Here is a 23953-nt window from a genome sequence, read left to right as displayed (position 1 = left end):
CATCGTCTCGGCGCTTCCGCCGGAGAATAATTGACATGTCAATAAATGCCATGCCATGAAAACGGCATGCACGAGAACACGATGTCCGACCAGCGCCGCGCCTTCGGCTTCCGGCTGGTGTTGATTGCCCGCCGCTGGCGTCAGGCCATCGACGCGGAATTGCAGGCGGCCGGCCTGTCCGATGCCACGTGGCGTCCGCTCATCCATCTGCACAAACGCGGGGACGGCATGCGGCAGAAGGATTTGGCCGCGTCCTTGGGCATGGATGGATCGGGCCTTGTCCGCCTTCTTGATGTCCTGGCCGAACGCGGCCTGCTGGAACGCCGGGAGGATCCGGCGGACGGCCGCGCCAAGACCCTGCACCTGACGGGCGACGGGCACCGGCTGGTGGAGCATGTGCAGCAACTCATCACCGCCTTCGAGGGAGAGTTGCTGAGCGGCTTCACCGATGCGGAGGTCGTGGCGCTGATGCAGGCCTTCGACCGCATTGAGGATCAAATCGGCCTCGCCCGCGCTCAAGAACGGGACCGGACATGAGCGCCGCGGCCGTTCTGACCCGGATGGGGTTCGACCGGGCGCGTCTGCCCGCATGCCTGCGAACCGCCGTGACCAGCTGGCTGGCGCTCGTGGTCGCCACGCTGCTGCACATCGACAGCCCGCATTGGGCGGCCATGACCGTGTGGGTGGTGGCGCAGCCGACACGAAGCCTGCTGCTGGAAAAAAGCCTCTACCGCGTCGCCGGCACCGTCATCGGGTCCGTCGCGGCCGTGGCCCTGATCCAGCTGACCGGCGGCAGCCCGGCCCCGCTGGTCGTCGGGCTCGCCTTGTGGCTCGGCCTCTGCGCCATGGTCGGCAACGTGCTGCGGCACTTCCGGGCCTATGGCGCGCTCATGGCCGGGGCCACGGCGGCGATGGTCGCCCTGACCGACCTGCCACACCCCGATCATGTGTTCGCGGTGGCCTTCGCGCGGGTCGCCTGCATCTGCGTGGGCATCGCCGTGTCCGCCCTGGTCATCGGCCTGCTAACCCCGCCCGCGCCGGAATCGGACGTGATGCATCGCCTGCGCCGGGTCAGCGGCGACACGGTGCGCTGGGTGGCGCTCACCCTGTCCGCCCCGCCCGGAGACCGGCTGCTACGTGAACGCGCTCTGCTGTCGGAAATGGCAGCGATCGAGGAATTGCTCGACCTGGAGAAATCCGGACCGGGCGACCGCCATCAACGCGCCCGGCGCGTTCGCGGCCTTCTCGCCGCGCTTCTGGCCTTCATGAGCGCCGCGCGCACCCTGTCAGCCCGCCTGTCCCGAGCCGGAACGCCGGACGCTGGCACCGCCCGGTGGGCGTCTCTGGTCGACCATCTGGAACGTGCTGCCTCCGCCCTAGAAAGCACGACGCCCGCCGGCATCCCCATGGACGCGTTGCGCGCGGCCGCGAACGACAGCGCATCGGACGCCATCCTGCATGCCGCGCTTGTCGAGCTGATCGCGGCCCTGGAGGCCGTCGTCGCAGATCGTCAGGCCTTGGACATGGATGGCGCGATGTGGCGCCCCGCGAGCGAACTTCTGTTTCATCGCGATTGGATCGGCGCCCGCGCGGCGGGGCTGCGCAGCGCCGTGGCGGTTCTGGGCGTCGGGGCGCTGTGGATCGCGACCGGTTGGAGCTTCGGGCCCTTCATGCTGATGGGCACCTGCATCATGGCGACCTTGTTCTCCACCTTCGACAACCCGGTGATGATCCTGCGCCTGGTGCTGATGGGCGCGGCGGCCGGGGCGGTGGCGGCCACCCTGTGCCGGCTGTTCCTGTTGCCCATGGCGGCCGACGAGACGTGGGTGCTGTTTCTGGTCGCGCCCTTCATGCTGGCCGGCGGCATCGCCCTGTCGAACCGCATCACGGTGATGCCCGCGCTCGACTACAACATGTGCTTCCTGCTGCTCGTTCAGCCGACGTTCCCGGTGCACGCGACGCCGGCCGCCGCCCTGAACGCCGGTGCCTCGGTGCTGCTCGGGATCGGGGCGGCGCTCCTGGCCTATCGTTTCGTCATGCCGGTCGATTCCTCGCGGCGGCTGCAAGCCCTGGTGACGATGATCATCCACGACCTGGAAAGCATGGCACGAAGCCGCAAGACACCCGACGCGCGCCGGTGGCGGGCCCGCTTCCACCACCGGATCCTCCGCGTGGCAAGACGCGTCGAAGCGGCCGGCGACCATGACCTGCCCGCTCTGCGTGGCGCCATGGCCGCGCTCGAGGTCGGGCGGGCGGTCATCGTCGCGCACGGCCTGCGGACGCGGGACGACGTGCCGGCCGGAACGCGGCGGCGCATGGACATGGTTCTGCGGCGCCTGGGCACCCTGTCGCAACGCCCGGACGCCGCCGCGTCCTCGCTGGCCCGCGCGGCCGCCGTGGTGCGGCAACCGGACGCGGCGATCCTGCTCGACGCGGCCGAGGCCCTGCAAGCCAACGGAGCGTTCTTTGCCTCGCCTCGCTGATCGACCGAGGCCCAATCGGAAACCGCCCTCGGGAGAGAGCTTGGGCTGTAATTGATATTCTAGAATATCAACCCTCGACGGGATGCTTCTTCAGAGCCTGCTTGTGGTGCTCAAGCCTGTCCCGCAGGGCGTCGCCTTTGCGCAGCGCCACGGCAATGGACAGTATGTCGCCGAGGACCAGATGGCTGACCCGCGACGTCATGGGCGAGTAGATGTCGAAGTCCTCCACGACGTCGGCAAGCAGACTCACCGTCGCCATCTGCGCCAGCGGCGACCCGGATCGCGTCAGCGCGACCACATCGGCCCCGGCCGCCAGGGCGTTCTGCACGCTTTCCAGAATGTCGCGCGTGCTGCCGGAACTGGACACGGCGACCACCACGTCGCCGGGCGCCAGCGACAGGGCCGAGACGAAATACACATGCGCGTCGCTGTAGGCGACCGTGGGCGTGCCCAGCCGGAAGAACTTGCGCTGGATGTCCTCGGCGATCGTGCCGGAGTTGCCGGACCCGTAGAACTCGATCCGGCGCGCCTTGGCGAGCAGATCGGCGGCGCGCTCCACCGCTTCGGCGGACAGGTTGTTGCGCACCTGCATCAGCGTGGCGATGGTCCGGTCGAACACCTTGCCGGCGATGCCGACGGCGCGGTCGTCGTAGCTGACCTCCTGGTCGATGAAGGGCATGCCGCCGGCAATGTCCTGCGCCAGCTTGATCTTGAACTCCCGGAAGCCGGAACAGCCGAGGGCGGAGCAGAAGCGCGCGATGGTCGGCTCGCTGACCCCGGCGCGCTCCGCCATGTCGGCCATGGACAGGGAGATGACCTCACCCGGCTGGGCCAGCACGCAGTCGGCCAGTTTTCGTTCCGATGGGCGGAGTTGGTCACGCACCGCCATGATTCTCGCCAGCATCGGCTATCCCTCGTTTCGCACCCACGGGAAAAGCATAGCACATATAGGAAAACTACATACACACAGTCGTGACGGATTGTTGAAAGCCGCGCGCCCTGTGGCAATCGGTGACAAGCATGCGTCACTACGCCGCAGTAAACAGCGCCAAAACGACTGGAGCGGCTGAGTTTCCTTCTTGCACCACCTTGCATTCAGCAGTACGTAGCAAAACTACATAGACACGGAGCCCTGAAGGCTTCACCAACCGCCTCGCAACGCTACCGCCCCGCCATAAAACAGCGTCAACGGCATGGCGGTCCCGAAATCCGAGGCCGAAGACAGGGTTGATCAACGACGCGGCCGATGCCGCGCAGACGCCCTTTCGTGAGGAGAGATTATGGACACCCTGTTAATGGACGGCCTCGTCGAAGTACAGGAACAGTCGGCCGCCCGCCCCTGGCGGCACTTCGCCGCGGGCGTCTGGCAGAGCGAGGTCAACGTCCGCGACTTCATCGTCAAGAATGTGCGGCCCTACGAGGGCGACAGCGCCTTCCTCGCCGGCCCAACCGGCAAGACCAAGCAGCTGTGGGACAAGGTCACCGCCCTGCTGAAGCGGGAGCGTGCCTCGAAAGGCGGCGTGCTCGACGCCGACACCGAGGTCTTCTCCTCCATCGTCAGCCACGCTCCGGGCTACATCGACCAGGAGCTGGAGCTGATCGTCGGCCTGCAGACCGACCAGCCCCTGAAGCGCGCCATCATGCCGTTCGGCGGCTGGCGCATGGTCAAGAACGGCCTGGAGGCCTACGGCTACACCCCCTCCCCCAAGCTGGAGGAGACCTTCCCGCGCCTGCGCAAGACCCACAACGACGGCGTCTTCGACGTCTACACCGACGAGATGCTGCGCTGCCGCAAGTCCGGCGTCATCACCGGCCTGCCCGACGCCTACGGGCGCGGCCGCATCATCGGCGACTACCGCCGCCTCGCCCTGTACGGCGCCACCTTCCTGATCGCCGACAAGAAGGCGCAGCTGAAGTCCCTCGACCTCGACCAGATCACCGAGGAGACTCTGCGCCTGCGCGAGGAGATCAACGAGCAGATCCGCGCGCTCGGCGAATTGGTCGAGATGGCCCGCTCCTACGGCTTCGACGTGACCCGCCCGGCCGCCACCGCGCAGGAGGCGGTGCAGTGGACCTATCTGGCTTATCTGGCGGCGGTGAAGGAGGCCAATGGCGCGGCGATGTCGCTGGGCCGCGTCTCCAGCTTCCTCGACGTCTACATCGAGCGCGACCTCGCCGAGGGCACGCTGTGCGAGGTCGAGGCCCAGGCCCTGATCGACCAGTTCGTCACCAAGCTGCGCCTCGTGCGCTTCCTGCGCACGCCGGAGTACGACCAGCTGTTCTCCGGCGACCCGACCTGGGTGACCGAGTGCATCGGCGGCATGGGCCTGGACGGCCGCCCGCTGGTCACCAAGAACAGCTTCCGCGTCCTGCAGACCCTGCACAACCTCGGCCCGGCGCCCGAGCCGAACCTGACCGTGCTGTGGTCGGAGCGGCTGCCCGACGGCTTCAAGGCGTTCTGCGCCGAGACCTCGATCACGACCTGCTCGGTGCAGTACGAGAACGACGACCTGATGCGGCCGTACTGGGGCGACGACTACGCCATCGCCTGCTGCGTGTCGGCGATGCGCATCGGCAAGCAGATGCAGTTCTTTGGCGCCCGCGCCAACCTCGCCAAGACGCTGCTGTACGCCATCAACGGCGGCAAGGACGAGGTTTCGGGCGAGCAGGTCGGCCCGGCCTTCGCGCCGGTCACCGGCGACGTGCTGGACTACGACACGGTGATGGCCCGGTTCCTGCCGATGATGGAGTGGCTGTCCAAGGCGTACATGAACACGCTGAACGCCATCCACTTCATGCACGACAAGTACATGTACGAGCGGCTGGAGATGGCGCTGCACGACCGCGACGTGCTGCGCACCATGGCCTGCGGCATCGCCGGCCTGAGCGTGGTGGCCGACAGCCTGTCGGCGATCAAGCACGCCAAGGTGTCGGTGATCCGCGACGAGCGCGGCCTGGCCACCGACTTCGTCATCGAAGGCGACTACCCGGCGTTCGGCAACAACGACGCGCGGGTCGATGACATTGCGGTGTGGCTGGTCGAGACCTTCATGGGCCTGCTGCGCAAGCAGAAGACCTACCGCGACGCGGTGCCCACCCAGTCGGTGCTGACCATCACCTCGAACGTGGTGTACGGCAAGAAGACCGGCAACACGCCGGACGGCCGCAAGGCCGGCCAGCCGTTCGCGCCGGGCGCCAACCCGATGCATGGGCGCGACAGGAAGGGCGCCATCGCTTCGATGGCCAGCGTGTCCAGGCTGCCCTACGCGCACGCGCAGGACGGCATCAGCTACACCTTCACCATCGTGCCCGGCGCCTTGGGCCCGACCGCGGGCGAGCGGGTGGCCAATCTGGTCGGGCTGCTCGACGGCTACTTCGGGCAGGGCGGGCACCACATCAACGTCAACGTGTTCGACCGCGAGACGCTGCTGCACGCCATGGACCATCCGGAGCTGTACCCGCAGCTGACCATCCGGGTCTCCGGCTACGCGGTGAACTTCATCAAGCTCACCCGCGAGCAGCAGATGGACGTCATCAACCGCACCTTCCATGCAAAGCACTGAAGCATGAACGTCGCCCGCCCTCTCTATCATTGAGGGGGCGGGCGCCCTGCGGTTCCGTTCCCAAACACGTCCCATCGGGGCGGGCGACGCCTCGCTCCACCGCACTGCGACATAGTGTCCAGAGCCTGTCCCGGACGGCCCGCCGCGCTTGATCGTGCTCTTGATATACTAATATATGGTCCGCGTAGAGACCGTGCGACGCGCCCTCCACACTCCGGACCATACCGGAACCAAGGCGCGCACCGGGGGGGAAACGGCTGAAACGGGCAGTTGCCCAACGTCTTTTCATCCGGAGTATTCCGCAATGAACCCCAATGGTGAACTCGGCGGCGAAGGCCACGCGGCCCCGATCGAGAACGTCACCTTCGACGAGATCGCGATCGGCCAATCGGCGAGCCTGTCTCGCCAGCTGACGGTGATGGATGTCGAGCTGTTCGCCACCGTGTCGGGCAACATCGATCCGGTGCATCTGGACGCCAAGTTCGCCGCCGACAGCCGTTTCCAGAAGGTCATCGGCCACGGCATGTGGTCGGGTGCTCTCCTTTCCGGTGTGCTCGGCACCCGCCTGCCCGGTGCTGGCACCGTCTACGTCGGCCAGGATCTCCGCTTCACCCGCCCGGTCGGCCTGGGCGACGTCGTCACCGCCACCGTCACCGTGCGCGAGAAGCACGCCGACAAGAACATCGTCGTCTTCGACTGCCGGTGCACCAACCAGCTTGGCGAGACCGTCGTGACCGGCACCGCCGAGGTCGTCGCCCCTACCCGCAAGGTGTGCCGCGCCGCGCACACGCTGCCGCAGATCCAGATGATCCGGCACGACAAGCACGACGCGCTGCTGCACAAGTGCGACAGCCTGCCCCCGGTGCCCACCGCCGTGGCGCATCCGTGCGACGAAAGCTCCCTGCGCGGCGCCGTCGAGGCCGCCGAGGCCGGCCTGATCGACCCCATCCTGATCGGCCCGGCCGCCAAGATCCGCTCCCTCGCCGTCACCCACGGCCTGGACATCGCCCGCTTCCGTCTGGTGGACGTGGAGCACAGCCACGCCGCCGCCGCCACAGCCGTGGCGCTCGCCCGCGCTGGCGAGGCCGAGGCGGTCATGAAGGGCTCGCTGCACACCGACGAGCTGATGGCCGAGGTGGTCCGCAAGGAGACCGGGCTGCGCACGTCGCGCCGCATCAGCCACGTCTTCGTGATGAACGTGCCCACCTACCCGCGCGCCCTGCTGATCACCGACGCGGCGATCAACATCTACCCGACGCTGGAAGACAAGGTTCACATCGTCCAGAACGCCATCGACCTCGCCAAGGTCCTGGGCGTCGAGACGCCGAAGGTCGCCATCCTGTCGGCGGTCGAGACGCTCAACCCCAAGATCGCCACGACGCTGGAGGCGGCGGCGCTGTGCAAGATGGCCGACCGCGGCCAGATCACCGGCGGCATCCTCGACGGTCCGCTCGCCTTCGACAACGCCATCTCGGCGGAAGCGGCGCGCATCAAGGGCATCGCCTCCCCCGTCTCGGGGCAGGCCGACATCCTGCTGGTGCCCGACCTGGAGGCCGGCAACATGCTGGCCAAGCAGCTGTCCTTCCTGGCCAACGCCGACGCCGCCGGCATCGTGCTCGGCGCCCGCGTGCCGATCATCCTGACCAGCCGCGCCGACAACGTGCGCACCCGCCTCGCCTCCTGCGCGGTGGCGGCACTGGTCGCGGCGTCGCGCCGGCCCCGCATCCCCACCGCTCTGGCCGCCGAGTGAGGGCCGATCCATGTTGCAGCGTGACGCCTGTCTCATCATCAACGCGGGCTCGTCGAGCCTGAAGTTTTCCGTGTTCCTGGGGTCCGGGAAGGCCGAGCTGGAGGCGGTCATCAACGGCCAGATTTCCGGCATCGGCACCGAGCCGCGCTTTCTCGCCAAGGACGCGTCCAAGCGCGTTCTTGCCGACCAGGCGCTGGAACAGTCCGACCGCGCGGCCCTGCTCGGCTTCCTGCTGCGCTGGATCGAGCGCGAGGCCGAAGGGGTGCGCCTTGTCGCAGCCGGGCACCGGGTGGTGCACGGCGGCACCCGCTTCGCTGCGCCGGTGCGGCTGACGCCCGAGGTGCTGGCCGAGTTGGAAGGGCTGATTCCGCTGGCCCCCCTGCACCAGCCGCACAATCTGGCGGCGATGAAGGCGCTGGCCGAGGTGTTTCCGGCGCTGCCGCAGGTGGCCTGCTTCGACACCGCCTTCCACCAGACCCAGCCCTGGCAGTCGCAGACCTTCGCCATCCCGCGTGAGCTGACCGAGGAGGGCGTGCGCCGCTACGGCTTCCACGGCCTGTCCTACGAGTACATCGCCCAGCGCCTTCCCCAGGTGGCGCCGGAGCTGGCCGAGGCGCGGGTGCTGGTCTGCCATCTCGGCAGCGGGGCCAGCCTGTGCGCGATGCGGGCGGGCAAGAGCGTGGACACCAGCATGGGCTTCACCGCGCTGGACGGCGTGCCGATGGGCACGCGGCCGGGCAGCATCGATCCCGGCGTTCTGATCTACCTGATGCGCCAGAAGGGCATGGGCGCGGACGAGATCGAGAGGCTGCTCTACCACAAGTCGGGCCTGCTGGGGGTGTCGGGCATCTCCAACGATATGCGCGATCTGGAGAACTCCGACGCTCCGGCGGCGGCGGAAGCGCTGGAGCTGTTCTGCCACGGCGTGGCCAAGCAGGGTGCGGCGCTGGCCGGTTCGATGGGCGGGCTGGACGCGGTGGTGTTCACCGCCGGCGTCGGCGAGAACTCGACGCTGGTGCGGAGCCGGGTGTCGGAGAAGCTGGGCTGGCTGGGCGTGACGCTCGACGCGGCGGCCAACCGGGCCAAGGCGACGCGGATCTCCGCCGCCGACAGCCGCATCCCGGTCTTCGTCATCCCGACCGACGAAGAGCGCATGATCGCCAGCCACACGCTGGACACACTGGCGCACGGCACCGCTCGGCACGCGCTTCTCGCCGCCGAGTGATACCGAAGGCGTTTGATGGCTTCCATCAAACGCCTTCGGTTTAAACCCGACAGCACTTTGCGCAGCAAAGTGCGAGAGGAGCATACGGCCGGCCGAACATGAAGCAATCATGCGCCGGCCGTATGACGGAGCCATCGGCGCGGGTCCCGCCCCGCGCCGCCCCGCCGGTTGCCATCGAGACCCGGAGCACACCATGGACGATCACGATGCCATCCCCTACGCTGGCCTGACCTCCATCCGCGCCTGCACGCTGGCGGAGGGGCACCGCCTCGGCCTGCCGCATGACTGGCTGGAAAATCTGCCGCATGCGCCCCAGCTTCCTGGTTCCGGCGCGGTCGCCCCGCACGCCATGGACACCTTCCTGGCTTGGAAGCGCCAGGAGATGCTCGCCCGGCTCGGCCGGATGGACGAGCTGGCGCCGGCCCTCGTCATCGAAGCGCTGGAGGAGGTGGCGACCGCCGACGGCCCCGATTGGGTCCGGGACGCGGCGGAGCGGATCATGTTCGCCCTCGTCTGGCCCAAGCGGACGGAGGGCATGCGCCTTCAACTGCTCACCGCCACGGCGGATCTGGAGCATTGCCTGCGGGAATCCCCGTCGATGCACCTGTTCGCCGATCTGGCGGGCTGCTGGCGCGCGACGCGGGACGGGGTGCTGCGGCTCGACGACACGATGCGCCTGCCGGAGGAATGCCCTTGGGTGTCCCTGGCGGACCTGATCGAAGCCGCCGAAAACAGCCTCGCCGAACGGCGCTATCTGCCGGCGGCATGACGGTCGCCCGGAGCGTACCAAGCGACACCGGTTATGAAAAAGGCCGAACAGGGGAAGCTGTCCGGCCTTTTCCTTGCAACCGAGAGACTGTGCCTTACGACAGGAAGTCCTCGCGGATCGGGGTGAAAATGTCGAGCAGGACGCCGGGCTCCAGGGCCACGACGCCGTGCAGCGCGTTGGACGGCACCATGTAGCCGTCGCCGACGCCGAGCCGCTGGGTGCGGCCCTCAATGGTCACGTCGAAGGAGCCCTTCTCCACCACCGCGCACTGGACGTGCGGGTGGCGGTGGAGGGGGCCGATGGCGCCGGTCTCGAACTCGACCCGCACCATCATCATAGCATCGTTGTAGCCCAGGATCTTGCGGCGCACGCCGTCGCCCAGATCAGTCCATTCGACGGCGGCGTCCGTCACGAAGACGTCCGTCGTGGTCTTGGCGGTGGTCATGATCCCCCTCCCGGTGCTCAGCGGGCCAGCCAACCGCCGTCCACCGGCAGGATCGTGCCGTGGACGTAGTCGGAGGCGTCGGAGGCCAGGAACACGGCCGGCCCGCCGAGGTCCGACGGAAGGCTCCAGCGGCCGGCCGGGATGCGGCCGAGGATCTCGGCGGAACGCTGTTCGTCGGCGCGCAGGGCGGCGGTGTTGTTGGTCGCCACATAGCCGGGCGCGAGGGCGTTCACGTTGATGCCCTTGCCCGCCCATTCGCAGGCCAGCAGCTTCGTGATGCCGGCGACGCCGCTCTTGGAGGCCGTGTAGGACGGCACGCGGATGCCGCCCTGGAAGGACAGCATGGAGGCGATGTTGATGATCTTGCCCTTGCGGCCTTCGGCAATGGCGTAGCGGCCGAAGGCCTGGCAGAGGAAGAACACCGTCTTGATGTTGATGTTCATCACCAGGTCCCAGTCGGCCTCGGTGAAGTCCACCGCGTCGGCGCGGCGGATCAGGCCGGCGTTGTTGACCAGGATGTCCAGCTTACCGAACGTCCCGACCGCCTCTTCCACGAGGCCCTGGACCGGCGCGATGCTGGTCAGGTCGGCCTTGATGGCGTGGAACTTGCGGCCGGCGGCCTCGACGAGGCCCTTGGTCTCGTCCAGCGGGACGATGTCCACCGCCACGATGTCGGCGCCCGCCTGGGCGAGCGCCACGGCGATGCCCTGACCGATGCCGGTGTTGGCACCGGTGACCAGCGCCACCTTGCCGGAAAGATCGAAGGGATGTGCCTGGGTCATGGTCGTTTCCTCAAATCCCGTGTCTCAAATCAGCGCAGGTTTTCCATGGCGACGAAGTCCATGTCGGTGAAATCCTGATTGTCGCCGGCCATGGCCCAGATGAAGGTGTAGTTGTGGGTGCCCACGCCGCTGTGGATCGACCAGCTGGGGGAGATCACCGCCTGCTCGTTGGCGACCACGATGTGACGGGTCTGGTCCGGCTCGCCCATGAAGTGGAAGACGCGCGCCGACTCCGGCAGGTCGAAGTAGAAATACACCTCGCAACGCCGGTCGTGGGTGTGGCACGGCATGGTGTTCCACATGTTGTTCGGCTTCAGCACCGTCATGCCGAGCACGAGCTGCGCGGTCTTGCAGACGTCCGGGTGGATCATCTGGAAGATGGTGCGCTCGTTCGACTGCGCCGGGTCGCCGAGGTGGACCTGCTTGGCCTGGGCGGCCGAGATCTTCATGGTCTCGAAGCGGGCGTGGGCGGGCGCGCTGTTCAGATAGAACTTGGCCGGGTTCTTGCGGTCCAGGCTTTCGAAGCGCACGTCCTCGCTGCCCATGGTGATGTAGAGGCAGTCGCGCGTGTCCAGATCGAACACCGCGCCGTCCACCGTCACGCGGCCGGGGCCGCCGACGTTGACCGCGCCCAGCTCACGACGCTCCAGGAAGGTCTTGGAGCCGATGGCCTTGGCCGATTCCAGCTTCAGCGGGCCGGCGACCGGCATGGCGCCGCCGACGACGAAGCGGTCGATGTGGCTGTAGGTCAGCACGACCTCGTCGGCCTCGAACAGGGCGGGGACCAGGAAATGGTCGCGCAGCTTCTGGGTGTCGTAGGAGCGGACGTCATCCTGGTGGGAGGCGTGCCGAACGTCGATCTTCATGGATGGTTTCCTCACAAGGTCGTTGAAGCCGGCGAACCGGCAAAGAAAACGGGATTCGATCCCTGGGCGTGCGGAATGGAGGTCAGCAGACCTTCGAGATGCGCGCTCATGCGGGCCTCGGCGCGCTCGGCGTCACCATCGGCGATGGCGTCGACGATGGCCGCGTGTTCCGCGATGACGTGGCCGACACGGCCCGGCTCGGGCAGCGTCAGACGGCGATAACGGTCAACCTGAACCTTCACCTGCTGGGCGAAGCTCCACAGGCCGGGGTAGCCGGCCATTTCGGCGATCAGGCCGTGGAAGACCTCATCGGCCTCGTGGAAGGCGTTCAGGTCGCCGGCCGCCTCGGACTCCTGCTGCAAGACCAGATTGGCGCGAAGTGTGGCGATCTGGCTGCCGGTGGCGCGCCGGGCGGCGTGGCGCACGGCGCTGCCCTCCAGCGCGGAACGGATCACGATGGCTTCCGGCAGGGCGTCCACCGGAATGCGGGAGACAAAGGTGCCGGACTGCGGAAAGATTTCCACCAGCCCGTCGTCGGCCAGCCGCAGCAGCGCCTCCCGCACCGGGGTGCGGCTGACGCCGTAGCGATCGGCGATGAGCTTTTCCACGATGGCCTCGCCGGGCTTGCGCCGCATCTCGACGATGTCGGCGCGCAGTTCCCGGTAGATGGCCGCCGTGGCGGTCGCCCCCCGCGTCGGCGCCCGAGCGGCGTCCGGGATGGCGCGCGAGGGCGATCGGGTGGTGGCGGGTCTTGGCCTTACCGATGGAATCATGATGCACCTTGTTGCCGGACGCCCCGCAGGCGGAGACCCAGGGGAGAACGCGCCGGTTCATCTCACCAAAAACAGCATACTAATATATTAGTGAGCCGCGCAAGCCAGAAGATGGCTCCTGCCCCGACATTTTCAAGATGCCGGGGCATGGGCGCGTTGGAATTGGGGACGCCGCACCGCACACCCGATCTTTCGCGGTGCGGCATTTTGTGCACAAACGGCCTCCACGGCCGATTGGGCTTGATTCCAATCTGATATATTTGTAGTTTTCCTACCGAGACAATCAGCGCTGACCGGCAGCGCACGGACGGGCCCCCCTTCGCCAAGGCTTGGATGCGGCACATCGGGTTCCGCCGCTTTCCGACGGAAACGACCGCCGGCTTTTCGGCCACCGAAATCCGCCGCCCGCCCTTCTTCTTGCGGAGCTTGCTTCGATATGACCACGGGATCCCCCATCCGCCGCTACCGGCAGACCAAGGTCGTCGCCACACTTGGGCCGTCCTCCTCCTCGCCGGAGATGATCCGCGCCCTGTTCGACGCCGGCGTGGACGTCTTCCGCCTGAACTTCAGCCACGGCAGCCACGAGGACCACGGCGAGCGCGTGCGTGCGCTGCGCGCGCTGGAGCGCGCCACCGGCCGCCCCATCGCCATCATGGCCGATTTGCAGGGGCCGAAGCTGCGCCTGGGCAAATTCGCCAACGGCCCCGTCGAGCTGAAGGCCGGACAGCGCTTCCGCCTCGACCTCTCCACCGAACCCGGTGACGAAAGCCGGGTCGGCATGCCGCACCCGGAGATCTTCGCCGCCCTGATGCCGGAGACGGACCTGCTGCTGGACGACGGCAAGGTCCGCCTGCGCGTGGTCGACTGCGGCCCCGATTTCGCGGAGACCGTTGTCGTGTCCGGCACCCGGCTGTCCGACCGCAAGGGCGTGAACGTGCCCGACGTGGTCCTACCGCTGTCGCCGCTGACCGCGAAGGACCGCGCCGACCTTGCCTTCGCGCTCGACCAGGGCGTGGACTGGGTCGCCCTTTCCTTCGTGCAGCGGCCGGAGGACGTGGCCGAAGCGCGCAAGCTGATCGACGGGCGCGCGGCACTGCTGTCCAAAATGGAGAAGCCCCAGGCCATCCAGCATCTGGAGCGCATCGTCGAGTTGTCGGACGGCGTCATGGTGGCGCGCGGCGATCTCGGCGTCGAACTGCCGCCGGAGGACGTGCCGACCATCCAGAAGCGCATCGTCCGGGAGGCGCGCCGCGCCGGAAAGCCGGTGATCGTCGCCACGCAGATGCTGGAGTCGATGATCTCCGCCCCGGCCCCGACCCGCGCCGAGGCGTCCGACGTGGCGACCGCCATCTTCGACGGCGCCGACGCGGTGATGCTCTCCGCCGAGACGGCGTCCGGCGCATACCCCATCGAAGCGGTATCGATCATGGACCGCATCGCGCGGCGCGTGGAGCATGACCCGCTCTACCGCACCATGATGGACGCCCAGCACCCCGACCCGCAGGAGACGGCGGCTGACGCCATCACCGCGGCGGCCCGGCAGGTGGCGCACACCATCCATGCGGCGGCGATCGTCACCTACACCACCAGCGGCTCCACCACGCTGCGCGCCGCGCGCGAGCGGCCGGAGGTGCCGATCCTCTGCCTGACCGCCACGGTGGCCGCCTCGCGCCGCCTCGTGCTCGCCTACGGCGTGCACAGCGTGCTGACCGAGGACATCCAGAACTTCTCCGACATGGTGCACAAGGCGACGCGCATCGCCTACGCGCACGGGCTGGCCGAGGACGGGCAGCGCCTCGTTATCACAGCCGGGGTGCCCTTCGGCATGCCAGGGTCCACCAACATCCTGCGCATCGCCTGGGTCGAACGCCCCAGCCTGCCCGCCGGCCAGCAAGACCGCACCGCACAGGAACAGCCGCAAAGCCCGGCCGATTTGCAACAAGCCGACCTGTTCCATGCCGACGCGGCCCTGGCCGACGCCTAATGCGCGGAAGGCGGGTGCCGACGGCACCCGCCGAGAGCCGGCGAAGGAGGCCATATAAGCCGAAAGCGGGTGCAAATTCGCTTCCGGCCACACATATCGGCAATTCGCCTGTTTGAGCATCCGTCGTCCACCAACAGCAGCACACCGCCATGACACACATCTCCCCCACACACGCGCCCGCCGGCCCGCTCGCCGGAGCGTCCGTCCGTGGCTGGGTCCATTCGGTCGAAACGGGTGGCACGGTGGACGGGCCGGGCATCCGCTACGTGCTGTTCCTGGCCGGCTGCCCGCTGCGCTGCCAGTACTGCCACAACCCCGACACCCGCCACATGCACGACGGCACGCCGACCGTCTCGACTGAGGTGCTGGCGGAGCTTGCCTCCTACGCCCCCTTCCTGAAGCGCGCCCACGGCGGCCTGACCATCAGCGGCGGCGAGCCGCTGGTCCAGCCGGAGTTCTGCGCCGCCCTGTTCCGCGGGGCCAAGGACCTAGGCCTGCACACCGCGCTCGACACCTCCGGCTTCCTCGGCAGCCACGCCGACGACCACCTGCTCGCCGACGTCGATCTCGTCCTGCTCGACATCAAGGCCTTCAAAGAGGCCACCTATCGCAAGCTGACCAGCGTGCCGCTGCGCCCCACCCTGGAGTTCGCCGAGCGCCTGTCGCTGCTGCGCAAGCCGATCTGGCTGCGCTACGTCCTCGTCCCCGGCCTGACCGACGACCTGACGGAGATCGAAGGGCTGGCCGAGTTCGCCGCCGGGCTGGAGGTGGTCGAGCGCGTCGACGTGCTGCCCTTCCACAAGATGGGCGAGTTCAAGTGGCGCGAGCTGGGCCTGCCCTACACGCTGGCCAACACCGAACCACCCTCGGCCGAACTGACCGGGCAAGTGCGCGAGCTGTTCCGGGCGCGCGGCCTGACCGTGGCCTCGTAAGGACCACCACCATGGACACGCATCGCACCCCCGTGCCGGAAGGCCCCGTCTCGCCAAGCCCCGTCCCGCCGCTGGCGCTGGACGCCCGCCTGCCCGACGCCATCGCGCTGGCCGCCGAGGAGCTGGGCGTCAAGAAGGCGCACTACGACACCGCCACGCTGTTCGCCCTTGCGATGCTGGCCGGCGCCTTCGTGGCGCTGGGCGGGCTGTTCGCCACGGTCACCATGTCGGGCGCGGAGGGGATGCTGCCCTACGGCCTGACCCGGCTGCTCGGAGGGCTGGTCTTCTCGCTGGGGCTGGTGCTGGTCATCGTCGGCGGGGCGCAGCTGTTCACCGGCGACGCGCTGATGGTGATGGCCTGGGCGAGCGGGCGGCTGACGACCGGCGCGATGCTGCGGGTGTGGACGACCGTGTGGGTCGGCAACTTCGTCGGCGCGGCCGGGACGGCGCTGCTGGTGTTCCTGTCCGGCCAGTACACGTTCGGGCACGGGGCGGTGGGGGCGCAGGCGCTCTATTTCGCCACGGCCAAGGCGTCGCTGCCCATGGGGCAGGCCTTTTTCCTGGGCATTCTGTGCAACGTGCTGGTCTGTCTGGCGGTGTGGCTGGCGCTGGGCGCGCGCAGCGTGTCGGACAAGATTCTGGCGATCGTGTTCCCGGTCAGCGCCTTCGTGGCGGCGGGCTTTGAGCACTGCGTGGCGAACATGTACTTCGTGCCGCTGGGGCTGCTCATCCAGTGGGGCGCCCCGGACGCCTTCTGGGCCGACCTCGGCCGCGCAGCGCCGGTGATCCCGGTCGGCGGGTTCCTGCTGAACCTCGCGGCGGTGACGCTGGGCAACTGGATCGGCGGCGCGCTGCTCGTCGGCGGCATCTACTGGTTCATCTACCGCCGCCCAAGCCGCCGCACACATCACTGACATCGAGCGCCTTCGGTTCAAACCGCCAGAAGGCAGAGCACGAAAAGGGCGCCGGAATCGATCCGGCGCCCTTTTCGTTCGACGGGACAGTGCGGACGTCGAGGCTTACGCCCCCATGCCCGACAGCCGACCGCCGGTCGGGCGGGAATGACCGGCACCGGCGGAGAAGAGGCGGCGGAACAGCGTCTTCAGATACTGAGCGCGCATCTCCTCGGCTTGACGGCGAATGGCCCTCATGTCCTGCGACGCGTTGAGGGACCACGAAGAAAACGGGAAGTCATCGTGCATGGCTTGCTCCTGGCATTCCGGTTGGCGCGGCAATCCATCCGGTTTGGAAACATGCCGCTGTCTGAAAGAAAGTATTGTTCCTAAGTGTCTTCAGAACAACGGGCAGCCTTTGCATGGCTGAGTTCGCGCTGTTGCAATGCAGCATAGCGCTATTATGAAACACTCGCAGCGCTATTACAGATTCATCGTAGCGCTGTTACATGCTTGGCGGGGCAAATCATTGCCCGGAACAGTCCCTTCCGGTGGGCATTGCGACGTCTCAGCGTACGTGCGGGAAAGACGGCGATTGGGGCTTGCACCGGCATCTGATATACTAGTATAACCTCGTATACGGCCCCGCTCTGGGGTCTTCCTTTTTTGACGGCGCAATGACAGCGCCGCGACAGGGCGGCGGGGCGCGCCTGATCGAACAATGCCCCGGCTTTAAGGAGGCATGCTCATGATGTCCGTTGATCTCTGGGCCGAGCTCGCCGCGCTTGGGCAGGTGGTCGCCATCGACCTCGTGCTGGCCGGCGACAACGCCATCGTGGTCGGCATGGCCGCCGCCGCCGTTCCGGCGGAACAGCGGAAGAAGGTCATCCTCTGGGGCATCAGCGCGGCCATCGTTCTGCGCATCCTGTTCGCCCTGATGACCACCCAGCTGCTGGCGATCATCGGCCTGACACTGGCCGGCGGCGTGCTGCTGCTTTGGGTCTGCTGGAAGATGTTCCGCGAACTGCACGCCGGTGGAGAGGACGAGGTCACCCCTGATGAGGCCATGAACGCCCCCGACGTCCTGCCGGAAGCCGCCACCATGAACAACACCGCCGCTGTTGCGGCGGCGGCCGGTGCGACGACGGTCGGTGCGGCGGTCTGGCAGATCGTCGTGGCCGACGTGTCGATGTCGCTCGACAACGTGCTGGCGGTGGCTGGGGCCGCCAAGGAGCATCCGACCATCCTGGTGATCGGGCTCCTGCTGTCCGTGGCGCTGATGGGTGCTGCGGCCAACTTCATCGCGCGCCTGCTTCACAAGCATCGCTGGATCGGCTGGATCGGCCTCGCGATCATCACTTACGTGGCGCTCGACATGATCTGGCGGGGCTCCAACGAAGTCCTCGCCCACACCGCCTGGCTCCACTGACCCAAGCATCGCACTTGGCGGGGCCAAACGCCTCGCCAAGGTTGGGTTCCGATAGAAATCGAAAGAGGTGCGACATTGTGTCGAGCGTCCGCGCAGACACGGGAATCGCTTGCTTAACCATGCTAATATATTAGTATCCAACCCACGGGAAGACATGGCGCGACGACCGTACCGCCTTCCCGTCAGGCCCCGATCCGCCACGCGGAAATCGCTTCGACCTGCGATCGGGGAAGGAGCTTCACCATGATTTGGCTCATGATACGGACGGTTTCCGAACGGTTTGCGCACGGACACCGGAAGCGACGAAGGGACCGCTTCTAAAGCTTTCGAGTCCTGCCTTCCGAACACATCCCCACGACGGCTTCCCGACACAGACAAGGTCTTGGCCGTCCAAGGAGCACCGACGATGAAAATCAAGTCCCAGATCGACCGCATTCCCGGCGGAATGATGATCCTTCCCCTGTTCCTCGGCGCCTGCCTGAACACCTTCGCTCCCGGTACCGGCAAGTTCTTCGGCTCCTTCACCAACGGGCTGATCACCGGAACGCTGCCGATCCTGTCCGTGTGGTTCTTCTGCATCGGCGCCAGCATCAGCCTGAAGGCCACCCCGCTGGTTCTGCGCAAGAGCGGCGTCCTTGTCTCGGTCAAGATCCTCACCGCCGCCACGATGGGCATCATTGCGTCCTGGTTCATCCCGTCGGAGGGCATCACCGCCGGCTTCTTCTCCGGCCTGTCGGTGCTGGCGATCATCGCCGCCATGAACGACACCAACGGCGGCATGTACATGGCGCTGATGCAGCAGTACGGCACCAAGGAGGAATCCGGCGCCTTCTGCCTGATGTGCCTGGAATCCGGTCCCTTCATGACCATGGCAACGCTGGGTCTGGCCGGTCTGGCCGCCTTCCCGTGGCAGACCATGGTCGGCGCGCTGCTGCCCTTCGTCATCGGCTTCGCGCTCGGCAACCTTGACAAGGATCTGCGCCAGTTCTTCCGTCAGGCCGTGCCGGTGATGGTGCCCTTCTTCGCCTTTGCGCTCGGCAACAACCTGAACTTCGGCGTCATCCTGAACACTGGCCTGCTGGGCATCGTCCTCGGCCTCGCGGTCATCGCCATCACCGGCTTCACGCTGGTCATCGCCGACATCTTCCTGGCCAAGGGCAACGGCACGGCCGGCATCGGCGCCGCCTCGACCGCCGGGGCCGCCGTCACCGTTCCGCCGATCATCGCTTCCATCGAGCCGAGCTTCGCGCCGAGCGCCCCGGCCGCCACCGCCCTGGTCGCCACCTGCGTCGTCGTCACCTCGCTGCTGACTCCGATCCTGACCGCTTGGTGGGCCCGCCGGTTCGGCATCCTGTCGCCGCGCTATCAGGCCGCCCAAGCGGAAGCCGAGGCGCCAGCCGGCGTCACGGCGATCCCAGCCGAGTGACCCGCCATACTTTGCCGGCCATACCTTGAAGGACGTGCCCATGAACACCGCCACCATCTCCCAAGCGGTCGAGACGCTGGTCGCCGCGCGCCAGAACCGGATGCTTCTCCCGGAACTTCCGCCCTCCGCCCGCCCCTCGTCCAAGGAAGAGGCCTACGCGATCCAGAACGAGGTCGCCCGCCGCATCGGCGCCGTCACCGCCTGGAAGGTCGGCGCCCCCGCCCCGGACGCGGAACCGAGCTGCGCGCCAATCAATCAGGCCACGGTCTTCTTCGGGGTGGACCGGCTGCCGGCCGACCTGTTCCACGTCATCGGCATCGAGGCGGAGATCGTCTACCGCCTCGGCCGCGACCTGCCGGCTCGTGACGAGCCCTGGACGCGGGAGGAGGTGCTGGACGCCGTCGCCTCCGTCCATCCGGCCTTCGAGATCTGCGACACGCGCTTCGCCACCTACGGGTCCCAGGACGCGCTGAGTCATCTGGCCGATCAGGCGAACCACGGGGCCCTGATCATCGGCGCCGCCGTCCCGAACTGGCGGTCCATCGATCCGGTGAAGCAGCCGATCACGCTGGACATCGATGGCAAGCGCGCGGCCGACGTGGTCGGCGGCAACTCCGCCGGCGACCCGGTCCGTCTGCTGACGTGGCTCGCCAACGTCGGCGCCAAGCCGTTCGGCGGCCTGCACGCCGGGGACGCGGTGACCACCGGCTCCTGCACCGGTACGATCTTCGTCCAGCCGGGAAGCCGCAGCGTCGCCACCTATCCGGGCTTCGGCACGATCGAACTGACCGTCCAGTAAGCACGCATCACGTCAACGAGGCGGCGCGTTTTCTCTTCCCAAAGAGGTGACCGCCGCCTCGCGGTCGTAGGAGGGCAGCGCGTGCATTGCGGCGACGGTCATATCGGAGAGCTGAAGTTCATCCTCGCCAACCTCGGCCCGGATGAGCTGGACCGGGATCGCCACCGCCCGGCCGGAGCTGCCTTCACTGACGATGATGTCTTTCGGGGTCCGGCAGTCGTCGAGCGTCACGTCCTCCACCGTCCCCAGCCGCCGGCCGTCGCTGCCGACGACGACGCGGTCTATCAGATCGTCCAGATCGGACAGCGGCTGCCCGCCGATCACCGCCAGTTCATCCGGGCTCGGGCAGGCCACGGCGGGTGCGGGCAGGATGGCGGCGCCAAGCAGGGTCGCCAGCGCTCCGGCAGCGAGTGCGCGCATGGGTTCAACTCCCGTAATGTTGCCCCTCTGCAACATCAACGGAAGAGGGACGGCTGGAGTTGCGCTTCTCACCCGGATGCCCCACGGCGCAGATCGCGCTTGCGCCACTATATATATTAGTATACTTTCGGTACATCTGTTGCGGGATGGTCGGTCCCTGCAACTTTGAACTGGACGTTTCCTCTAAAACTCAGGCCACAGGGGTTAACCTCGGTGGCCTTTTTGCTGTGTAAGCCACGCAACGAAACGGAAAGGCTCAGACATGCCCCTGCCCTGCCGCGCGGTCATCTTCGATTTCGATGGCGTCATCGTCGATTCCAACCCCATCAAGATCGGCGCGTTCATCGAGATGTACCGCGATCACGGCGAGGCGTTCTGCGCCGAAATCGCCGCCTATTATCGCCTTTACGCGGGCATTTCGCGTATCAGCAAGCTCCGCCACATCGAGGAGACGATGCTCGGCCGCACCGTCGATGACGAGCGGATCGCCGAACTCGCGCAGCGCTTCTCCGAACTGGTGGAGGATGCGGTGACCGCCTGCCCGTCCATTCCCGGCGCGCTGGAGTTCGTCCGCGCCCACGCCGACGCCCTGCCGCTGTTCGTGGCGTCCGGCACGCCGGAGGTGGAATTGCAGCGGATCGTCGCCCGGCGCGGCTGGGCTCCCCTGTTCGTGGAAGTACGCGGTTCGCCGACGCACAAGACCGAGGTGGTGCGGGACATCATCGCCGCGAATGGCCTGTCCCCGGCCGAAACCGTGATGGTCGGCGACGCGCTGACGGACATGGAGGCGGCACGGGAGAACGGGTTGCCCTTCATCGGCGTCGTGCTGCCCGGCCAGGACAACATCTTCCCCGAAGGCACGCGCACCGAACCCGACCTGACCGGACTGAAAGCGGCCATCGCGGCGGTGACCCGCGTGTGATTACCCCTGATCCTCTGGGGTTGTGAAGTAGAGGGGGTTGGCCTTTTGCGCGTCGGCGATGGTGACCTGGAGGTCGTCGAGGTGGCTGTCGAGGGCGCGGGCGGCGGCGGCCGGGTCGTGCGCCGCGATGGCGTCGAGGATGGCCTCGTGCTCGGCGATGACCACCGGCATGCGCCCCATCACCGGCAGGGTCAGGCGGCGGAAGCGGTCGATCTGCACCTTGACCTGCTGCGTCAAGGCCCAGAAGCCGGGGTAGCCGGCGGCCTCGGCGACCAGCGCGTGGAACGCCTCGTCGGCCAGGTGGAAGCCCTCGAAGTCGCCGGCCGCGGCGCGCTCGCGCTGCAGCTCCAGGTTGGCGCGCAGCAGCGCGATCTGGCTGCGCGTGGCGCGCGCGGCGGCGTAGCGCACGGTCGCCTCCTCCAGCGCCTTGCGGATGGCGAAGGCTTCCGGCAGGGCGCCCAGCGGGATGCGCGCGACGAAGGTGCCCGACTGCGGGAAGATCTCGACCAGCCCCTCGTCGGCCAGCTTCAGGATGGCCTCGCGCACCGGCGTGCGGCTGACCCCGTAGTCCTGGGCGATCAGCTTCTCGGCGATCGGCTCGCCGGGCTTGCGGCGCAGCGACACGATGGCCGCGCGCAGGTCGCGGTGGATGGTCGCCGACACCGTCGCCGCGCGCGCCGCCGGACGGGTCACCGGAGCCGGCGCCGCAACACGGCGCTTGGTCCGCGTGGTCACGCCCTGCTCCGTATCCGTGGCCCGTGCCGCCTTGCTCACCACCCGCTCCCCTTTGGAAAATTTGCTGCTCCTAATATATCGGGGCGTTGCGGCGGGGGTCAAACAGGATCGGCAAAAGGTGATAGTCCGTCGCAGGGGATAACAAGGCCCTTGCAATCTGAACTGATATATTAATATTGTCCCAGCAAGACGGAAGGTCGGCCAGCGCCCGCCGTTCGCCACCCTTCTCAAGGCTTATTGGCCCAAGGCTTATTGGCCCAAAACCGATTGGTCGAAACGACCGGCTTCCCGATTTCCCGCAGCGGAGAGGAACGATGCTCCACCCCGACCGCCTTTTCCCGAGCGACGCCACGCAGCGCGCCATCGCGCGCCGGCTGTACGCGGAGGTGAGCGACCTGCCCATCATCAGCCCGCACGGCCACACCGATCCGTCCTGGTTCGCGAAGGACGAGGCGTTCCCGGATCCGGCGACGCTGTTCGTCGTGCCCGACCATTACGCCTTCCGCATGCTGTACAGCCAGGGCGTGTCGATCGAGAGCCTGGGCGTGCGCCGCAAGGACGGCGCGCCGGTGGAGACGGATTCCCGCAAGATCTGGCGGCTGCTGGCCGAGCACTGGTACCTGTTCCGTGGCACGCCGACCCGCATGTGGCTGGAGCACGCGTTCGAGACCGTCTTCGGCATCACCGAGCGCCTGAGTCCGGCTACCGCCGACGCGATCTACGACCAGATCGACGCCTGCCTGCGCACGCCGGAATTCCGCCCGCGCGCCCTGTTCGAGCGCTTCAACATCGAACTGCTGGCGACCACCGAGTCCCCGCTCGACACGCTGGAGCATCACCGCGCCATCCGCGAGAGCGGCTGGAAGGGCCGGGTCATCACCGCCTTCCGCCCCGACCCCGTCGTCGATCCGGAGTTCGAGGGCTTCCAGGGCAACGTCAAGGCGCTGGGCGCCCTGACGGGTGAGAACACCGCGACCTGGGCCGGCTACCTCGCCGCGCTGAAGAACCGCCGCCAGTACTTCAAGGAGTTCGGCGCCACCTCCACCGACCACGGCCATCCGACCGCCGCCACGGCCGACCTGTCGACCGCCGACGCCGAACGCCTGTTCGAAAAGGCCCTGCGCGGCACCGTCACACCGGCGGAGGCGGAGCTGTTCCGTGGACAGATGCTGACGGAAATGGCGAAGATGAGCCTGGAGGACGGTCTGGTCATGCAGATCCACCCCGGCTCCTTCCGCAACCACAACCCGCTGGTGTTTGAGCGGTTCGGCCGCGACAAGGGCGCCGACATCCCGAGCCAGACCGAGTATGTACGCTCGTTGAAGCCGCTGCTCGACCGCGTCGGCAACGAGCGCGACCTGACCATCATCCTCTTCACCCTGGACGAGACCAGCTACAGCCGCGAACTGGCGCCGCTGGCCGGTCATTACCCTGCCCTGCGCCTGGGGCCGGCCTGGTGGTTCCACGACAGCCCCGAGGGCATGCGCCGCTTCCGCGAGATGGTCACCGAGACGGCCGGCTTCTACAACACGGTCGGCTTCAACGACGACACGCGCGCCTTCTGCTCGATCCCCGCGCGTCACGACGTGGCGCGGCGCGTGGATTGCGCCTTCCTCGCCCGTCTGGTCGCCGAACACCGGCTGGACGAGGACGAAGCCAAGGAGCTGGCGGTGGACCTCGCCTACAACCTCGCCAAGAAGGCCTACAAGCTCTAGCGGAAATGTCCCCCTCTCCCGGCAGGGCTGGGAGAGGGAGTT

At 67.5% G+C, this 23953-nt stretch carries 22 protein-coding genes; 14 read left to right on the top strand and 8 right to left on the bottom strand.

The window, feature by feature from the left end:
• Positions 1–66: 66 nt before the first annotated feature.
• Both J2852_RS10385 and J2852_RS10380 read left to right on the top strand, forming a co-directional pair.
• Positions 67–537, top strand: a complete 471-nt coding sequence (locus J2852_RS10385) for a MarR family winged helix-turn-helix transcriptional regulator (RefSeq protein ID WP_246499471.1) — start codon at positions 67–69, stop codon at positions 535–537.
• Complete coding sequence (locus J2852_RS10380) at positions 534–2483, top strand: FUSC family protein (RefSeq protein ID WP_209874919.1); 1950 nt, start codon at positions 534–536, stop codon at positions 2481–2483. Before J2852_RS10385 ends, J2852_RS10380 begins: the two co-directional genes overlap by 4 nt.
• A gap of 67 nt (positions 2484–2550) precedes the next feature.
• On the opposite strand, the gene J2852_RS10375 is transcribed toward J2852_RS10380, so the two are convergent.
• Positions 2551–3387 (bottom strand): MurR/RpiR family transcriptional regulator, encoded by an 837-nt coding sequence (locus tag J2852_RS10375; protein WP_209874916.1) that lies wholly within the window; start codon positions 3385–3387, stop codon positions 2551–2553.
• Between the two features lie 376 nt (positions 3388–3763).
• Here J2852_RS10375 and pflB point away from each other — a divergent pair, with 376 nt between their 5' ends.
• The 4 genes from pflB to J2852_RS10355 all read left to right on the top strand — a co-directional run bounded on the left by pflB (position 3764) and on the right by J2852_RS10355 (position 9790).
• Positions 3764–6046 carry a formate C-acetyltransferase gene (pflB, locus tag J2852_RS10370; protein ID WP_209874913.1) on the top strand — a complete coding sequence of 761 codons (2283 nt, stop codon included), beginning with the start codon at positions 3764–3766 and terminating at the stop codon, positions 6044–6046.
• A 304-nt stretch (positions 6047–6350) separates the two neighbouring features.
• Entirely contained in the window at positions 6351–7796 is a 1446-nt protein-coding gene (locus J2852_RS10365; RefSeq protein WP_209874909.1) for a bifunctional enoyl-CoA hydratase/phosphate acetyltransferase, read from the top strand.
• A 10-nt stretch (positions 7797–7806) separates the two neighbouring features.
• Positions 7807–9021 carry an acetate/propionate family kinase gene (locus tag J2852_RS10360; protein WP_209874906.1) on the top strand — a complete coding sequence of 405 codons (1215 nt, stop codon included), beginning with the start codon at positions 7807–7809 and terminating at the stop codon, positions 9019–9021.
• A 193-nt stretch (positions 9022–9214) separates the two neighbouring features.
• Positions 9215–9790 (top strand): hypothetical protein, encoded by a 576-nt coding sequence (locus J2852_RS10355; protein ID WP_209874904.1) that lies wholly within the window; start codon positions 9215–9217, stop codon positions 9788–9790.
• A 94-nt stretch (positions 9791–9884) separates the two neighbouring features.
• Here J2852_RS10355 and J2852_RS10350 read toward each other — a convergent pair whose 3' ends face one another.
• From J2852_RS10350 to J2852_RS10335, 4 genes are read right to left on the bottom strand one after another with little or no spacing between them, the layout of a single operon-like run.
• Positions 9885–10235, bottom strand: coding sequence for a cupin domain-containing protein (locus tag J2852_RS10350; protein WP_209874901.1), 351 nt, complete (start codon positions 10233–10235; stop codon positions 9885–9887).
• 17 nt (positions 10236–10252) lie between these two features.
• A complete protein-coding gene (gene kduD / locus J2852_RS10345; RefSeq protein WP_209874899.1) occupies positions 10253–11017 on the bottom strand; it encodes a 2-dehydro-3-deoxy-D-gluconate 5-dehydrogenase KduD in 765 nt (254 codons plus the stop codon).
• Positions 11018–11046: 29 nt separating this feature from the next.
• Positions 11047–11883 (bottom strand): 5-dehydro-4-deoxy-D-glucuronate isomerase, encoded by an 837-nt coding sequence (gene kduI, locus J2852_RS10340; protein WP_209874897.1) that lies wholly within the window; start codon positions 11881–11883, stop codon positions 11047–11049.
• 11 nt (positions 11884–11894) lie between these two features.
• On the bottom strand, positions 11895–12656 hold the full coding sequence (locus J2852_RS10335; protein ID WP_209874895.1) for a GntR family transcriptional regulator: 762 nt from the start codon (positions 12654–12656) through the stop codon (positions 11895–11897).
• Positions 12657–13092: 436 nt separating this feature from the next.
• Between J2852_RS10335 and pyk the strand changes: the two genes are divergently transcribed.
• The 3 genes from pyk to J2852_RS10320 all read left to right on the top strand — a co-directional run bounded on the left by pyk (position 13093) and on the right by J2852_RS10320 (position 16486).
• Positions 13093–14640, top strand: a complete 1548-nt coding sequence (gene pyk / locus J2852_RS10330; RefSeq protein WP_246499469.1) for a pyruvate kinase — start codon at positions 13093–13095, stop codon at positions 14638–14640.
• A 149-nt stretch (positions 14641–14789) separates the two neighbouring features.
• A complete protein-coding gene (pflA, locus tag J2852_RS10325; protein ID WP_209874893.1) occupies positions 14790–15572 on the top strand; it encodes a pyruvate formate-lyase-activating protein in 783 nt (260 codons plus the stop codon).
• An 11-nt stretch (positions 15573–15583) separates the two neighbouring features.
• Positions 15584–16486 (top strand): formate/nitrite transporter family protein, encoded by a 903-nt coding sequence (locus tag J2852_RS10320; RefSeq protein ID WP_209874890.1) that lies wholly within the window; start codon positions 15584–15586, stop codon positions 16484–16486.
• 105 nt (positions 16487–16591) lie between these two features.
• Here J2852_RS10320 and J2852_RS10315 read toward each other — a convergent pair whose 3' ends face one another.
• Entirely contained in the window at positions 16592–16774 is a 183-nt protein-coding gene (locus J2852_RS10315; RefSeq protein WP_209874887.1) for a hypothetical protein, read from the bottom strand.
• Positions 16775–17213: 439 nt separating this feature from the next.
• Here J2852_RS10315 and J2852_RS10310 point away from each other — a divergent pair, with 439 nt between their 5' ends.
• From J2852_RS10310 to J2852_RS10300, 3 genes are all read left to right on the top strand, one after another.
• Positions 17214–17894 carry a TerC family protein gene (locus J2852_RS10310; protein ID WP_209874884.1) on the top strand — a complete coding sequence of 227 codons (681 nt, stop codon included), beginning with the start codon at positions 17214–17216 and terminating at the stop codon, positions 17892–17894.
• A gap of 406 nt (positions 17895–18300) precedes the next feature.
• Positions 18301–19320 (top strand): 2-keto-3-deoxygluconate transporter, encoded by a 1020-nt coding sequence (kdgT, locus tag J2852_RS10305; protein ID WP_209874881.1) that lies wholly within the window; start codon positions 18301–18303, stop codon positions 19318–19320.
• Between the two features lie 40 nt (positions 19321–19360).
• Positions 19361–20119, top strand: a complete 759-nt coding sequence (locus J2852_RS10300) for a 2-keto-4-pentenoate hydratase (protein ID WP_209874878.1) — start codon at positions 19361–19363, stop codon at positions 20117–20119.
• Positions 20120–20131: 12 nt separating this feature from the next.
• Here J2852_RS10300 and J2852_RS10295 read toward each other — a convergent pair whose 3' ends face one another.
• Entirely contained in the window at positions 20132–20539 is a 408-nt protein-coding gene (locus J2852_RS10295; RefSeq protein WP_209874867.1) for a PRC-barrel domain-containing protein, read from the bottom strand.
• A gap of 262 nt (positions 20540–20801) precedes the next feature.
• On the opposite strand from J2852_RS10295, the gene J2852_RS10290 reads away from it, so the two are divergent.
• Positions 20802–21461 (top strand): HAD family hydrolase, encoded by a 660-nt coding sequence (locus J2852_RS10290; protein WP_209874864.1) that lies wholly within the window; start codon positions 20802–20804, stop codon positions 21459–21461.
• Here the strand turns inward: J2852_RS10290 and J2852_RS10285 are convergent, their stop codons facing one another.
• Positions 21462–22238 carry a GntR family transcriptional regulator gene (locus tag J2852_RS10285; protein WP_425514362.1) on the bottom strand — a complete coding sequence of 259 codons (777 nt, stop codon included), beginning with the start codon at positions 22236–22238 and terminating at the stop codon, positions 21462–21464. It abuts the gene before it with no gap.
• A 272-nt stretch (positions 22239–22510) separates the two neighbouring features.
• Between J2852_RS10285 and uxaC the strand changes: the two genes are divergently transcribed.
• Positions 22511–23911, top strand: a complete 1401-nt coding sequence (gene uxaC, locus J2852_RS10280) for a glucuronate isomerase (RefSeq protein WP_209874858.1) — start codon at positions 22511–22513, stop codon at positions 23909–23911.
• Positions 23912–23953 lie beyond the last annotated feature (42 nt).

It is taken from the genome of Azospirillum soli (genome assembly GCF_017876165.1).
Lineage (GTDB): Bacteria > Pseudomonadota > Alphaproteobacteria > Azospirillales > Azospirillaceae > Azospirillum > Azospirillum soli.
The sequence above is the reverse complement of the archived record's forward strand: the minus strand, read 5'-3'. Positions and strand labels throughout refer to the sequence as shown.